Raw genomic sequence first — 13,684 nt, forward strand, 5'->3', positions numbered from 1 at the left:
GGCGCGGCACGTGGTGGCGGTGAGCGGCACGCAGCACACGCGGACGGTGAGCCCGACGCGCTGGATCGTCTATGCGGGATCGGTGTTCGCGGGTGCGTGGCTCGCGACGCAACTGTTCTATCTCGTACAGATCGCGCTGTGGTCGTTCGTGAACCCGGGCTCGACCGCGTTCATGCGCACCGACGCGTGGTGGCTGTCGCGCGACAAGCCGCCCGCGCAGATCCAGCACCAGTGGGTGCCTTACGACCAGATCTCGCGCAACCTGAAGCGCGCGCTGATCGCGTCGGAAGACTCGACCTTCGCGACCAACAACGGCTACGACGTCGACGCGATCCTGCAGGCGTGGGAGAAGAACAAGGCGCGCGGCCGGATCGTCGCGGGCGGCTCGACGATCACGCAGCAGCTCGCGCGCAACCTGTTCCTGTCGCGCGAGAAGAGCTACATCCGCAAGGGGCAGGAGCTCATCATCACGTGGATGCTCGAAACGGTGCTCGACAAGGAGCGGATCTTCGAGATCTACCTGAATTCCGTCGAGTGGGGACGCGGCGTGTACGGTGCCGAGGCGGCCGCACGCTATTACTACCGGATTCCCGCGAGCCGGCTCGGCGCGTGGCAGTCGGCGCGCCTCGCGGTGATGCTGCCGAAGCCGCGCTGGTTCGACGCGCACCGCGGCTCGGCCTACCAGGCGCAGCGCGCGGCAGTCATCGCCCGCCGGATGGGCGCGGCCGAACTGCCGCAATCGGAGTGAACGGCGCGAGCGCGCCGTCACATCGACCGTTTCGAGGCCCGTGCGCCGCACGCGGGTCGCTCGCGGGCCGTTTGTGCGCTGCAGCGCATGCGTGTCGCGCGCATTTCGGGTCACATCCATTAGACGAATCCGTCTATTTCGCTTTGCTGAGCAATGCTCGCGATCACGCGTGTTTGTTGGCTGATATGGCACGAAATCCTGGAATTTTTAGTATTCCCGGGTAAACGCGAAAGCCCGTGAAAGGTGCGTGAAATGCAACGTTTCGCAAACCGAAGCATTCCTGAAAGGTGTGCGCCGCACCGGCCGCCGGCCAAATATTTCAAAATTTTTCAAAGCTGACGGGCTCGCGTATATTGGCCAGCGCCTCGGCTTATCGGCCGCGATCGAGGCGGGGGGCGGCTTATCCGGCTGCTCGATACAAAAAACATCCGAGAGAAGGAAAGCAACGATGCCAGCGAGCAAAGCGAAGCTGTTGTTGGGAGTGGTGTTTTCTTCGCTGATTCTGACGGCCTGCAACGACGACGTGACATCGTCCGCCGCTGCCGGCGCCGACAACTCAGCCGATCCCGCCGGTCAGGTGGACAAGGCGTACAACGATCCGAACAGTTATTCGTCGAGCGCGAACGCGTCGCTCGACGCCTCCGCCGCGGTTGAAAAGGCCGCCGTCACGCATCACCAGATCACGCTGAACGGCAAGACGATCCGCTACACGGCCACGGCCGGCCACCTCGTCGCGCGCAATCCGCAGACGGGCGCGCCCGAAGCGTCGTTCTTCTATGTCGCCTATACGGCCGACAACCAGCCCGCGGCGAAGCGGCCCGTCACCTTCCTGTACAACGGCGGCCCCGGCTCGGCATCGGTGTGGCTGCACCTCGGCTCGTTCGGCCCGCGCCGGATCCAGACGGGCGACCCGAACGCGAACACGTCGACGTTCCCGTTCGTCGACAACCAGGAAAGCCTGCTCGACACGACCGACCTCGTGTTCGTCGATGCGATCGGCACCGGCTTCTCCGAAGCGATCGCGCCGAACACGAACCAGACGTTCTGGGGCGTCGACCAGGACGGCGGCGCGTTCCGCGATTTCGTCACGCGCTACCTCGCCGTGAACCAGCGCAGCGCATCGCCGAAATACCTGTTCGGCGAATCGTACGGCACGCCGCGCACCGACGTGCTCGCGAACCTGCTCGAGACGGCCGGCGTGAAGCTCGACGGCATCGTGCTGCAGTCGTCGATCCTGAACTACAACACGAACTGCGACATGGCGAGCGACTACATCGGCAACTCGAACAACGGGTCGAGCCCGGTGAGTTGCGCGGGTTTCGTGCCGTCGTATGGCACCGTCGGTGCGTACTACCAGCTCGACAACCCGAACCCGTCGAACCTGCCGCAGTATGCGGACCAGATGCGCCTGCTGACGGCCGGCAGCTACGCGCCCGCCGTGAACGCGTACCTCGCGAGCCATACGCCGCCGCCGCCGTCCCTCGTCACGACGATGGTGAATTCGACCGGCGTGAAGCAGTCGCTGTGGAATGCGGACTTCAACGTGATCCCGACCTTCTTCGACAACAGCTTCCAGCTGTCGCTGATCCCGGGCACGCTGATCGGCCGCTACGACGCGCGCGTGAACGTGCCGGTGTCGAGCCCGCTTGCCGCGGACGGCGATCCGTCTAGCTCGTTCATCACGAAGCCGTTCACCGACACGATCGGCCAGTACCTGCCGAACGAGCTCAAGTACACCGCGCAGTCGGCGTATTCGTTGAGCAGCAACGCGATCAACACGTGGGACTGGACGCACGACGGGCTCGCGATGCCCGACACGATCCCCGATCTCGCCGCGGCGCTGGCGCTGAACCCGCAACTGAAGGTGCTGTCGCTGAACGGGTATCACGACATCGCGACGCCGTTCTACCAGACCGAGCTCGACCTCGCGCGGCTGGGGACGCAACCGAACCTGACGATCAGGGACTATCAGGGCGGACACATGGTCTATCTCGACGATACGTCGCGTCCGCAGGAGAAAGCCGACCTCGTGACCTTCTACAACGCGGCCGCGCACTGATGCTGCGCCGGCCGTCGACCGGCGCCCGCGGTGGCGCCGTGCCGGCCGTCGACGACCTCATTCCAGACTGGAGCCTGATATGAAGAATCGTTTCATCGTCGTTGCCGCGGCGCTCGCATGTGTCGGCGCCGCAGCATCCGTATCCGCGTTCGCGCAGGCGAGCGACGCCGCCGCGCCAACGCGCGCGCGCCAGGCGCAGCTCGGCGATCCGTACGTGCCGCCGGCCGCGCGCAAGCCGACCGCCGGCACGCAGACGACGGGCGCCGCGCTGCATGCGCAGGTGGTGCGCAAGCTCGCGCGGCAGTTCAGCGCGGCCGACTCGCAGAACACGGGTTCGATCACCGAATCGCAGGCGCGCGCGGCCGGCCTCGGTTATGTCGCGAACCACTTCCGGCAGATCGACTCGAGCGGCAACGGCCGCGTGTCGTTCGCGGACGTACAGCGCTACATGCAGGCACGCAGCACGAGCCAGCAGTAAGCGCGGCGCGCGGTGAACCAAGGGGGGCGGAACCTGCGACACGGCGGGTTCCGCCCCCGTGCACATGGCGCGGCCGTTACGGCGTGCCTGCCGCGGATTCCAGTCGAATTCTCATTATCTGGGCAACGCATTCAAATATTGGAGACGAGTGCGTGCGCTCCTACAATCCGAAGCACATCGACAGCTTCGGACCCACGCATCGCGCGGCGCCCGACGCACACGGAGACACCTTCCATGAAGTTCGCAGGGCGCTTTATTCGGTGCATCGACCGCCGCCTCGCCGCGATGCCGGACGCAGTTCCGGCGTCGCGCGAACGGCTTCACCGGTTCCGTTGAAGAAGCCCGCCCCATGACCAAGATGCCCGACTCCCTTGCCCTCGACGCCCGGCGCGCGACGCCGGACGATGCGTCGCTGACCGACAGCATCGGCGCGACCAGCACGCCGCTCGATCTCGCTGCCCAGCAGGCCGGTACGCAGACGCTGCTGCGCGGTCTGGCGATCCTCGAGGCGATCGCGAACGGCGCGCGCGACATGCGCGCGATCGGCGCCGCACTCGGTACGACGCGCAGCACGACGCATCGCCTCGTCAGCAGCCTCGTGCAGGCGCGCTACCTGCGCCAGGTGCAGGGCGGCTACCTGCTCGGCCCGAAGCTGATCGAGCTCGGCACGATCGCGCTCGAGCAGATGCCGCTCACCGCGGTCGCGCGCCCGCACCTCGAAGCACTCGCGGAAGCGACGCTCGACACGATCCATCTCGGCGTGCGCGACGGCGACGACGTGCTGTACATCGACAAGATTCCCGGCACGCGCGGCCTCGAGATGCGCTCGCGCGTCGGCCACCGGATGCCGCTCGCGTCGACCGGCATCGGCAAGGCGATGATGCTCGACCTCGATCCCGACCTGTGGCGCTCGCTGTTCGAGGCCGCACGGCGCGCGCTGGCCGGCGTCAACTTCAAGCCCGACAACCGGCCCGAGACGAGCGCGTTCCTGCAGCGCATGGCCCATTACGCAGCAGGCGGCTATACGTTCGACCTCGAGGAGAACGAGGCGTCGATCCGCTGCGTGGCCGCGCCGATCCGCGACGCGTCGGGCGCGATCGTCGCGGCGGTGTCGGTGGCGAGCACGATTCCGTACATGCCGCACGACCGGATGGACGAACTGATTCCGCTCGTGCAGCGCGAAGCGCGAGCCATTTCCGCGGAACTGGGCTGGAGCCCGCCGCAGGGTACCCGCAGGATCAAAAGATGACGACTTCGACCCGGCCCGTTCCGGATGCCACCTCCGCCACCCCGTCGCTGATCGCGCTCGACTGGGGCACGACCTCGCTGCGCGCGTATCTGTACGACGCGCACGGCGCGCTCATCGACACGCGCAGCCGCCCGGCGGGCGTCATGCATGTGCCGGGCGGCGGCGCGCGCGCGTTCGACGCGGTGTTCGAGGAAGCCTGCGGCGACTGGCTCGACCGCTCGCCCGGCCTGCCGGTGCTCGCCGCCGGGATGGTCGGCAGCGCGCAGGGCTGGCGCGAGGCGCCGTATGTCGCGGTGCCGGCCGGCGCCGACGCGCTCGTCGCGGGCCTCATCACGGTGACGACCTTGCGCGGTACGACGGTCTCGATCGTGCCGGGCGTGATCGCCACGGGCGAACTGCCCGACGTGATGCGCGGCGAAGAGACGCAGATAGTCGGCGCACTCGCGAGCGATCCCACGCTTGGCGCAGATCGTTCAGGGGTACTGATCGGCTTGCCGGGCACGCATGCGAAATGGGCGTGGGTGACGGACGGGCTGATCGAGCGGTTCCAGACCTTCATGACAGGCGAGCTGTTCGCGGTGCTGCGCGACCACACGATCCTCGGCCGCACGATGCGCGCCGGTGCGTCGCCCGATCGCGCGGCGTTCGTGCGCGGCGTATCGGTCGCGCGCGGCGCGCGGCACACGGGGCTGCTCGCGACGATTTTCAGCACGCGCACGCTCGGCCTGACCGATCGGCTCGCGCCCGATGCGCAGGGCGACTACCTGTCCGGCCTGCTGATCGGCCATGAGCTCAACGCGCTCGACGCGATGCTCGCGGAGCGCGGCATCGCGCTCGCGGACCAGCCGCTGCTGCTGATCGGCGACGACGGCCTGTGCGCGCGCTACGCCGATGCGCTCCAGGAATTCGGCTACCCGCACGCGCGAGTCGTCGCGCATGCGACCGAGCGCGGCCTGTGGCGGATCGCGTCACGCGCCGGGCTCGTGCGCGCGGACGGCGAGCCCGTCCGCGCCGACCAATGAATCGATTGCAGAGGAACCCCTGATGCCGTCCGACCTTACGTTACCCGCGCCGTACACGCCTCACGCCGCACTGATGCGCGCGTTCGACGCGTGTCCGCTGATTGCGATCCTGCGCGGGATCACGCCCGCCGAAGCGGCCGACCACGGCCGTGCACTGTACGAAGTCGGCTTCCGGATCGTCGAGGTGCCGCTCAATTCGCCGGACCCGTTCGGCAGCATCGCGGCGCTGCGGCGCGCGCTGCCCGACGACGCGATTGTCGGCGCGGGCACGGTGCTGCGCGCGGAGTACGTCGATCGCGTGCAGGATGCGGGCGGTTCACTGATCGTGATGCCGCACAGCGATGCGGCCGTGATCCGCCGCGCACGCGAGCGCGGCCTCGCGAGCGCGCCGGGTGTCGCGACGCCGACCGAAGCGTTCGCGGCGCTTTCGAACGGCGCGGACGTGCTGAAGATGTTCCCGGCCGAGCAGTTGGGCGTGATCGTCGTGAAGGCGTGGCGCGCGGTGATCGACCGCGCGGTGCCGCTGATCCCGGTCGGCGGGATCGCACCCGACAACATGCAGCCGTTCCTCGCGGCCGGCGCGAACGGCTTCGGGCTCGGTTCGGCGCTGTACCGGCCCGGCCAGCCGGCCGACGAGACAGCCGCGAACGCGCGTGCGTTCCAGGCCGGCCTGCGCGCGGCGCGCGGCGGAGCCGCATGATGGGCCGCCTCGCGGACAAGGTCGCGATGGTTACGGGCGCGGGCCGAGGCATCGGCGCCGCGATCGCCCGCGCGTTCGTTCGCGAGGGCGCGGCCGTCGCGCTCGTCGATCTCGACCTCCCGCAGGCGCAGCGCACGGCCGCCGGGATTGCACACGACATCGCCGGCGCGCGCGTCCTGGCGCTGCAGGCGGATGTCGCGCGCCAGGATGCGGTGCGCGATGCCGTGGCGCGGACCGAGGCGGCGTTCGGCCCGCTCGACGTGCTGGTGAACAACGCGGGCATCAACGTGTTCGCCGATCCGCTGACGATGACCGACGACGACTGGCGCCGCTGCTTCGCCGTCGACCTCGACGGCGTGTGGCACGGCTGCCGGGCGGCGCTGGAAGGGATGGTCGAACGCGGTCGCGGCAGCATCGTGAACATCGCGTCGACGCATGCATTCAGGATCATCCCGGGCTGCTTTCCGTACCCGGTCGCGAAGCACGGCGTGCTCGGTCTCACGCGTGCGCTCGGCATCGAATACGCGGCGCGCAACGTGCGCGTGAACGCGATCGCGCCGGGCTACATCGAGACGCAGCTCACGCGCGAGTGGTGGGACGCGCAGCCCGATCCGGCCGCCGCGCGCGCCGACACGCTCGCGCTGCAGCCGATGAAGCGGATCGGCCGGCCCGAGGAGGTCGCGATGACGGCCGTGTTCCTGGCGTCCGACGAGGCGCCGTTCATCAATGCCGCATGCATCACCGTCGACGGCGGGCGTGCGGCGCTGTACCACGACTGACACGATTGACGTAGCGATTCGAAAGACCGCACGTGCGACGGCCGCGCGCACGCTGCGTCGAAACCAACAAGCGGCTGCATCCCGTTCGATGAAGAAAGGAGACACTGGAGATGAAACGCAGAACGTTCGTAACGCTGGCCGCTGCAGCTGCGGTGGTGATCGGGAGCCCGGTTGCGCATGCGGCCGATCCGGTCAAGATCGGCTTCCTGGTGAAGCAGCCGGAAGAGCCGTGGTTCCAGGACGAGTGGAAGTTCGCCGAGATGGCGGCGAAGGCGAAAGGCTTCACGCTCGTGAAGATCGGTGCGCCGTCCGGCGAAAAGGTGATGAGCGCGATCGACAACCTGTCGGCGCAGAAGGCGCAGGGCTTCATCATCTGCACGCCCGACGTGAAGCTCGGGCCGGGCATCGTCGCGAAGGCGAAGTCGCACAACCTGAAGATGATGACGGTCGACGACCGCCTCGTCGACGGCGCGGGCAAGCCGATCGAGTCGGTGCCGCACATGGGGATCTCCGCGTACAACATCGGCAAGCAGGTCGGTGACGGCATCGCGGCCGAGATCAAGAAGCGCGGCTGGGACATGAAGGATGTCGGTGCGATCGACATCACCTACGAGCAGCTGCCGACCGCGCACGACCGCACGAGCGGCGCGACCGACGCGCTGGTGGCCGCCGGCTTCCCGAAGGCGAACGTCATCGCCGCGCCGCAGGCGAAGACCGACACGGAGAACGCGTTCAACGCGGCGAACATCGCGCTCACGAAGAACCCGCAGTTCAAGCACTGGGTGGCGTACGGCCTGAACGACGAGGCCGTGCTCGGCGCGGTGCGCGCGGCCGAAGGGCGCGGCTTCAAGGCCGACAACATGATCGGCATCGGCATCGGCGGCTCCGATTCGGCGCTGAACGAGTTCAAGAAGCCGCAGCCGACGGGCTTCTACGGCACCGTGATCATCAGCCCGAAGCGCCACGGCGAGGAAACCTCGGACCTGATGTACGCGTGGATCACGCAGGGCAAGGCACCGCCGGCGCTGACGCTGACGACGGGCATGCTCGCGACGCGCGACAACGTGTCGAAGGTGCGCGACGAGATGGGGCTCGCGTCGAAGTAAGCGGCCCGCCGGCTGCCGCGGCGATGCGGCGGCCGGCGGTCGATCGATTCCGGAAGTGGAGAGGCGACGTGTCAGCGGCACTGCGTTTTGACAATATCGGCAAGGTATTTCCCGGCGTGCGCGCACTCGACGGCATCTCGTTCGACGTGCATGCGGGCGAGGTGCATGGCCTGATGGGCGAGAACGGCGCGGGCAAGTCGACGCTGCTGAAGATTCTCGGCGGCGAATACCAGCCCGATGCGGGCAGCGTGCTGGTCGACGGCCAGCCCGTGCAGTTCGCGAATGCGGCCGCGTCGATCGCGGCCGGCATCGCGGTGATTCACCAGGAGCTGCAGTACGTGCCCGACCTGACGGTCGCGGAAAACCTGCTGCTCGGCCGCCTGCCGAATGCGTTCGGCTGGGTGAGGAAGCGCGAGGCGAAGCGCTACGTGCGCGAGCGGCTCGCGGCGATGGGTGTCGATCTCGATCCCGATGCGAAGCTCGGGCGGCTGTCGATCGCGCAGCGGCAGATGGTCGAGATCTGCAAGGCGCTGATGCGCAATGCGCGCGTGATCGCGCTCGACGAACCGACCAGTTCGCTGTCGCATCGCGAGACCGAGGTGCTGTTCAAGCTCGTCGACGACCTGCGCGCGCAGGGCCGCGCGCTGATCTACATCTCGCACCGGATGGACGAGATCTACCGGCTCTGCAACGCGTGCACGATCTTCCGCGACGGGCGCAAGATCGCGTCGCACGAATCGCTCGCCGACGTGCCGCGCGAACGGCTCGTTGCCGAGATGGTCGGGCGCGAGATTTCGGACATCTACCATTACGCGCCGCGCGCGCTCGGCGACGTGCGGTTCTCCGCCGAAGGCGTCGACGGCCATGCGCTGCGCGAACCCGCGAGCTTCTCGGTGCGCGCGGGCGAGATCGTCGGCTTCTTCGGGCTGGTCGGCGCGGGCCGCAGCGAGCTGATGCGGCTCGTGTACGGCGCGGATCACCGGCGCGCGGGCGTGCTGACGCTCGACGGCGCGCGCATCGACGTGAAGCGCACCGGCGACGCGATCCGCCACGGCATCGTGCTGTGCCCCGAGGACCGCAAGGAAGAAGGGATCATCGCGATCGCGTCGGTGGCGGAGAACATCAACATCAGCTGCCGCCGCCATTCGCTGCGCGCGGGGCTGTTCATCAACCGCAAGGCCGAAAGCGAAACCGCCGACCGCTTCATCCAGCGGCTCAAGATCAAGACGCCGAACCGGCGCCAGAAGATCCGCTTCCTGTCGGGCGGCAACCAGCAGAAGGCGATCCTGTCGCGCTGGCTCGCGGAACCCGACCTGAAGGTCGTGATTCTCGACGAACCGACGCGCGGCATCGACGTCGGCGCGAAGCACGAGATCTACGACGTGATCTACCGGCTCGCGGAGCGCGGCTGCGCGATCGTGATGGTGTCGTCGGAGCTGCCGGAAGTGCTCGGCGTGTCCGATCGCATCGTCGTGATGCGCGAAGGCCGGATCGCGGGCGAGCTGCCGCGCGAACGGGCGAACGAGCACGCGGTGCTGAGCCTCGCGCTGCCGCAGACGAGCGCGGTCGAGGCGGCCTGACGTAGGCCCCGACATTCGAATCGAACACGCGCGGCACGGGCCGCGCGATGCAGGAGCAGGAGACACAATCATGCAAGTCAACGAAAACCTCGGCAGCGCCGCCGTGAAGCCCACGGCCGACGCACTGGTGCCGCAGCAGAGCGACCGCCAGAAGTGGTGGCAGCACCTGACCGAATACAGCCTGATCGCGATTTTCGCGGTGATGTTCATCACGATGTCGCTGACCGTCGATCACTTCTTCTCGATCGACAACATGCTCGGCCTCGCGCTGTCGATCTCTCAGATCGGCATGGTCGCGTGCACGATGATGTTCTGTCTCGCGTCGCGCGACTTCGACCTGTCGATCGGCTCGACCGTTGCGTTCTCCGGCGTGCTGTGCGCGATGGTGCTGAACGCGACCGACAACACGTTCGTCGCGATCGTCGCCGCGGTCGCGGCCGGCGCCGCCATCGGCTTCGTGAACGGCGCGGTGATCGCGTACCTGCGCATCAACGCGCTGATCACGACGCTCGCGACGATGGAGATCGTGCGCGGGCTCGGCTTCATCGTGTCGAAGGGGCAGGCGGTCGGCGTGTCGTCGGATACGTTCATCGCGCTCGGCGGGCTCACGCTGTTCGGCGTGTCGCTGCCGATCTGGGTCACGCTGCTGTGCTTCATCGCGTTCGGCGTGCTGCTGAACCAAACCGTGTACGGCCGCAACACGCTCGCGATCGGCGGCAACCCCGAGGCGTCGCGTCTCGCCGGGATCAACGTCGAACGCACGCGCGTGTACATCTTCCTGATCCAGGGCGCGGTGACGGCGCTCGCGGGCGTGATCCTCGCGTCGCGCATCACGTCGGGCCAGCCGAACGCCGCGCAGGGTTTCGAGCTGAACGTGATCTCCGCGTGCGTGCTCGGCGGCGTGTCGCTGATGGGCGGCCGCGCGACGATCTCCGGCGTCGTGATCGGCGTGCTGATCATGGGCACGGTCGAGAACGTGATGAACCTGCTGAACATCGACGCGTTCTACCAGTACCTCGTGCGCGGCGCGATCCTGCTCGCGGCCGTGCTGCTCGACCAGCTGAAGAACCGCGGCGTTCGCGACTGACCCGGCCTGCCCTGACGGAGACGAACCGCATGACCATCGACACTTCCGCGCACGACGCGCACACCACGAGCCACGCGCGCTATGCACGGTACCCGAGCCTGGAGGATCGCGCGGTGCTGATCACGGGCGGCGCGACCGGCATCGGCGCGGCGTTCGTCGAACACTTCGCGTTGCAGGGCGCACGCGTCGCGTTCGTCGACCTCGACGCGGCGGCCGGCGCCGCGCTGGCGGACAGCCTCGCGCACGTACGCCATGCGCCGCTGTTCATCCAGTGCGACCTGACCGACGTCGGCGCGCTGCGCCATGCGATCGACGCGATCCGCGCGCGCATCGGCGCGATCGCGGTGCTCGTGAACAACGCGGCGAACGACGCGCGCCACGCGATCGGCGACGTGACGCCCGAATCGTTCGACGCGGGCATCGCGGTGAACCTGCGTCACCAGTTCTTCGCCGCGCAGGCGGTGATCGACGACATGAAGCAGCAGGGCGGCGGCGCGATCATCAATCTCGGCTCGATCAGCTGGATGCTGAAGAACGGCGGTTATCCCGTCTACGTGATGGCGAAGGCGGCCGTGCAGGGGCTGACGCGCGGCCTCGCGCGCGATCTCGGCCCGTTCGGCATCCGCGTGAATTCGCTGGTGCCGGGCTGGGTGATGACCGACAAGCAGCGCCGGCTGTGGCTCGACGACGCGGGCCGCGCGGCGATCAAGGCCGGCCAGTGCATCGACGCCGAACTGCTGCCCGCCGATCTCGCGCGGATGGCGCTGTTCCTCGCGGCCGACGACAGCCGGATGATCACCGCGCAGGACGTGATCGTCGACGGCGGCTGGGCCTGACCGTTCGCACGACCCGCATCGTTTCTTCGACGAAGGAAAGGAGCTCACCATGACCGCCACGTCCTCGCGCGCATCGTCGTCCACCAGCCAGTCGCGCCGCGCGCGCCTGGCCGCCGCCGCGCAGCCGGTCAGCCCCGGCCCGCAGACGGCCGCCTTCGCGCAGGGCGTCGGCGCCGCGCATGCGGCGGCCGTCACGCTGTCGAACGCGGCGCTGCGGCTCGACGTGCTGCCGCATCTCGGCGGCGGCATCGCGCGCTTCGACTGGCGCGGCGACAACGGCGCGTTGGTGCCGGTGTTCCGCCGCTGCGAACACCCGGAGACGGCGACGGACCCGAACCAGCTCGCGTGCTACCCGCTGCTGCCTTACTCGAACCGCATCGGCGGCGCGCGTTTCGAATGCGACGGGCGCAGCGTCGCGGTGCCGCGCAACCGCCGCGACGAGCCGCTGCCGATCCATGGCGACGGCTGGCTCGCGCCATGGCAGGTGGACGATGCGACCTGCACGTCGCTGCAGCTGTCGCTCGATCGCACCGCCGGTGCGCCGTATGCGTTCCGCGCGATCCAGTCGTTCGAGCTCGACGATACGACGCTGTCGATCGCGCTGACGATCGAGAATGCGGGGCGCGCGCGATTGCCGTTCGGGCTCGGCGTGCATCCGTTCCTGGTGCGCGACGACGTGACCGAGCTGGCCGCGGCCGCCGGCGGGCTGTGGCTGTCGGGCGCCGATTTCCTGCCGGTGCGGCACGTGAGCGTGCCGCCGGCCTGGCAGTTCGGCGTCGCGTATCCGCTGCCGGCCGCGCTCGTCAATCATGCGTTCACCGGCTGGGGCGGCCACGCGACGGTGAGCTGGCCGCGCCGCGGACTGTCGCTGACGGTGGCGGCCGACGCCGATGCGTACGTGCTCTATACCCCGCCCGGCGAGGATTTCTTCTGCTTCGAGCCGGTCGATCATCCGATCAACGCGGTGAACTTGCCGGGCGGCGCGGCCGCGCACGGGATGACGCTGCTCGCGCCCGGCGAGCGGCTCACGCGGCGGTTCGCGTTCACCGTGGAACGCGCCGATGCGCGCGGCAACGGCGCGACACGCGAGGCGCGCCGGCGACGCGGGTAAAATACGCGGTCTACCAACGGTTTGCCGCGAGTACCCGCCATGTCTTCCCCGCTTAGTTTCATCGAATCGCTGCGCGCCGCGTGGCAGCGCACGAATTCGCTGCTGTGCGTCGGCCTCGATCCCGAGCCGTCGCGCTTTCCCGTGCAGTTCGACGGCCAGCCCGACGCGATCTTCGAATTCTGCCGGCAGATCGTCGACGCGACCGCGCAATACGCGAGCGCGTTCAAGCCGCAGATTGCCTACTTCGCCGCGCATCGCGCGGAAGACCAGCTCGAGCGCCTGATCGCGCACATCCACCTCCAGCATCCGGGCCTGCCCGTGATCCTCGACGCGAAGCGCGGCGACATCGGCAGCACGGCCGAGCAGTACGCGCGCGAAGCGTTCGAGCGCTATCGCGCGGACGCCGTCACGGTGAACCCGTACATGGGTTACGACTCGGTCGAGCCGTACTTCGAGCACGAAGGCAAGGGCGTGATCGTGCTGTGCCGCACGTCGAACCCGGGCGGCTCCGACCTGCAGTTCCTCGACACGAACGGCCGGCCGCTGTACCAGGTCGTGGCCGATCTCGCGGCGAACAAGTGGAACGCGAAGAACGGCCAGCTCGGCCTCGTGGTCGGCGCGACGTTCCCGAAGGAAATCGAGATCGTGCGCGGGATCGTCGGCGACATGCCGCTGCTGATCCCCGGCATCGGCGCGCAGGGCGGCGACGTGCAGGCGACCGTCAACGCAGGCCGCACGGCCGACGGCACCGGCATGATGATCAACTCGTCGCGCGCGATCCTGTACGCGAGCAAGGGCGAGGATTTCGCCGAAGCCGCGGCGCTCGCCGCGCAGAAGACCCGCGACACGATCAACGCGCATCGCTGATCGAGGCTCGCGCCGGCTGCCCGCGCGGGCAGCCGGTTCCGGCAGGCCCGCGTTCGCGGGCC

The 13,684-nt window shown here is 68.6% G+C and carries 13 protein-coding genes; all 13 read left to right on the plus strand.

Annotation, left to right across the window (positions count from 1 at the left end):
• Nucleotides 1–10: 10 nt before the first annotated feature.
• Nucleotides 11–748: a monofunctional biosynthetic peptidoglycan transglycosylase gene (gene mtgA, locus AB3K92_RS25130; protein WP_042976647.1), complete on the plus strand. Its 738-nt coding sequence runs from the start codon at nucleotides 11–13 to the stop codon at nucleotides 746–748.
• A gap of 448 nt (nucleotides 749–1,196) precedes the next feature.
• A complete protein-coding gene (locus tag AB3K92_RS25135) occupies nucleotides 1,197–2,807 on the plus strand; it encodes a S10 family peptidase (protein ID WP_059675912.1) in 1,611 nt (536 codons plus the stop codon).
• Nucleotides 2,808–2,886: 79 nt separating this feature from the next.
• Nucleotides 2,887–3,285, plus strand: coding sequence for an EF-hand domain-containing protein (locus tag AB3K92_RS25140; protein WP_021161880.1), 399 nt, complete (start codon nucleotides 2,887–2,889; stop codon nucleotides 3,283–3,285).
• 349 nt (nucleotides 3,286–3,634) lie between these two features.
• A complete protein-coding gene (locus tag AB3K92_RS25145; protein WP_069253203.1) occupies nucleotides 3,635–4,534 on the plus strand; it encodes an IclR family transcriptional regulator in 900 nt (299 codons plus the stop codon).
• Nucleotides 4,531–5,556: a 2-dehydro-3-deoxygalactonokinase gene (locus AB3K92_RS25150; RefSeq protein ID WP_369466032.1), complete on the plus strand. Its 1,026-nt coding sequence runs from the start codon at nucleotides 4,531–4,533 to the stop codon at nucleotides 5,554–5,556. Before AB3K92_RS25145 ends, AB3K92_RS25150 begins: the two co-directional genes overlap by 4 nt.
• Before the next feature lie 22 nt (nucleotides 5,557–5,578).
• On the plus strand, nucleotides 5,579–6,256 hold the full coding sequence (locus tag AB3K92_RS25155; protein ID WP_369466033.1) for a 2-dehydro-3-deoxy-6-phosphogalactonate aldolase: 678 nt from the start codon (nucleotides 5,579–5,581) through the stop codon (nucleotides 6,254–6,256).
• Nucleotides 6,256–7,035, plus strand: coding sequence for an SDR family oxidoreductase (locus tag AB3K92_RS25160; RefSeq protein WP_059649683.1), 780 nt, complete (start codon nucleotides 6,256–6,258; stop codon nucleotides 7,033–7,035). Before AB3K92_RS25155 ends, AB3K92_RS25160 begins: the two co-directional genes overlap by 1 nt.
• 110 nt (nucleotides 7,036–7,145) lie before the next feature.
• On the plus strand, nucleotides 7,146–8,141 hold the full coding sequence (locus AB3K92_RS25165) for an arabinose ABC transporter substrate-binding protein (RefSeq protein ID WP_027788415.1): 996 nt from the start codon (nucleotides 7,146–7,148) through the stop codon (nucleotides 8,139–8,141).
• A 68-nt stretch (nucleotides 8,142–8,209) separates the two neighbouring features.
• Nucleotides 8,210–9,721: an L-arabinose ABC transporter ATP-binding protein AraG gene (gene araG / locus AB3K92_RS25170; protein WP_021161874.1), complete on the plus strand. Its 1,512-nt coding sequence runs from the start codon at nucleotides 8,210–8,212 to the stop codon at nucleotides 9,719–9,721.
• Nucleotides 9,722–9,791: 70 nt separating this feature from the next.
• Nucleotides 9,792–10,808, plus strand: coding sequence for an L-arabinose ABC transporter permease AraH (gene araH / locus AB3K92_RS25175; RefSeq protein ID WP_048026113.1), 1,017 nt, complete (start codon nucleotides 9,792–9,794; stop codon nucleotides 10,806–10,808).
• 29 nt (nucleotides 10,809–10,837) lie between these two features.
• On the plus strand, nucleotides 10,838–11,644 hold the full coding sequence (locus AB3K92_RS25180; protein ID WP_021161872.1) for an SDR family NAD(P)-dependent oxidoreductase: 807 nt from the start codon (nucleotides 10,838–10,840) through the stop codon (nucleotides 11,642–11,644).
• A gap of 49 nt (nucleotides 11,645–11,693) precedes the next feature.
• Entirely contained in the window at nucleotides 11,694–12,755 is a 1,062-nt protein-coding gene (locus AB3K92_RS25185) for an aldose 1-epimerase (RefSeq protein ID WP_369466035.1), read from the plus strand.
• A 39-nt stretch (nucleotides 12,756–12,794) separates the two neighbouring features.
• Complete coding sequence (gene pyrF / locus AB3K92_RS25190; RefSeq protein ID WP_021161870.1) at nucleotides 12,795–13,622, plus strand: orotidine-5'-phosphate decarboxylase; 828 nt, start codon at nucleotides 12,795–12,797, stop codon at nucleotides 13,620–13,622.
• The last annotated feature ends 62 nt before the right edge of the window (nucleotides 13,623–13,684 follow it).

The sequence above is a fragment of the Burkholderia sp. Bmkn7 genome (assembly GCF_041103175.1).
GTDB lineage: Bacteria > Pseudomonadota > Gammaproteobacteria > Burkholderiales > Burkholderiaceae > Burkholderia > Burkholderia cepacia.

Excerpts from the sequence above, each read along its gene's own strand:
- AB3K92_RS25135 (WP_059675912.1), top strand. The coding sequence starts at position 1,197 with ATGCCAGCGAGCAAAGCGAAGCTGTTGTTGGGAGTGGTGTTTTCTTCG.
- AB3K92_RS25140 (WP_021161880.1), top strand. The coding sequence starts at position 2,887 with ATGAAGAATCGTTTCATCGTCGTTGCCGCGGCGCTCGCATGTGTCGGC.
- AB3K92_RS25145 (WP_069253203.1), top strand. The coding sequence starts at position 3,635 with ATGACCAAGATGCCCGACTCCCTTGCCCTCGACGCCCGGCGCGCGACG.
- AB3K92_RS25150 (WP_369466032.1), top strand. The coding sequence starts at position 4,531 with ATGACGACTTCGACCCGGCCCGTTCCGGATGCCACCTCCGCCACCCCG.
- AB3K92_RS25155 (WP_369466033.1), top strand. The coding sequence starts at position 5,579 with ATGCCGTCCGACCTTACGTTACCCGCGCCGTACACGCCTCACGCCGCA.
- AB3K92_RS25160 (WP_059649683.1), top strand. The coding sequence starts at position 6,256 with ATGGGCCGCCTCGCGGACAAGGTCGCGATGGTTACGGGCGCGGGCCGA.
- AB3K92_RS25165 (WP_027788415.1), top strand. The coding sequence starts at position 7,146 with ATGAAACGCAGAACGTTCGTAACGCTGGCCGCTGCAGCTGCGGTGGTG.
- araH (WP_048026113.1), top strand. The coding sequence starts at position 9,792 with ATGCAAGTCAACGAAAACCTCGGCAGCGCCGCCGTGAAGCCCACGGCC.
- AB3K92_RS25180 (WP_021161872.1), top strand. The coding sequence starts at position 10,838 with ATGACCATCGACACTTCCGCGCACGACGCGCACACCACGAGCCACGCG.
- AB3K92_RS25185 (WP_369466035.1), top strand. The coding sequence starts at position 11,694 with ATGACCGCCACGTCCTCGCGCGCATCGTCGTCCACCAGCCAGTCGCGC.
- pyrF (WP_021161870.1), top strand. The coding sequence starts at position 12,795 with ATGTCTTCCCCGCTTAGTTTCATCGAATCGCTGCGCGCCGCGTGGCAG.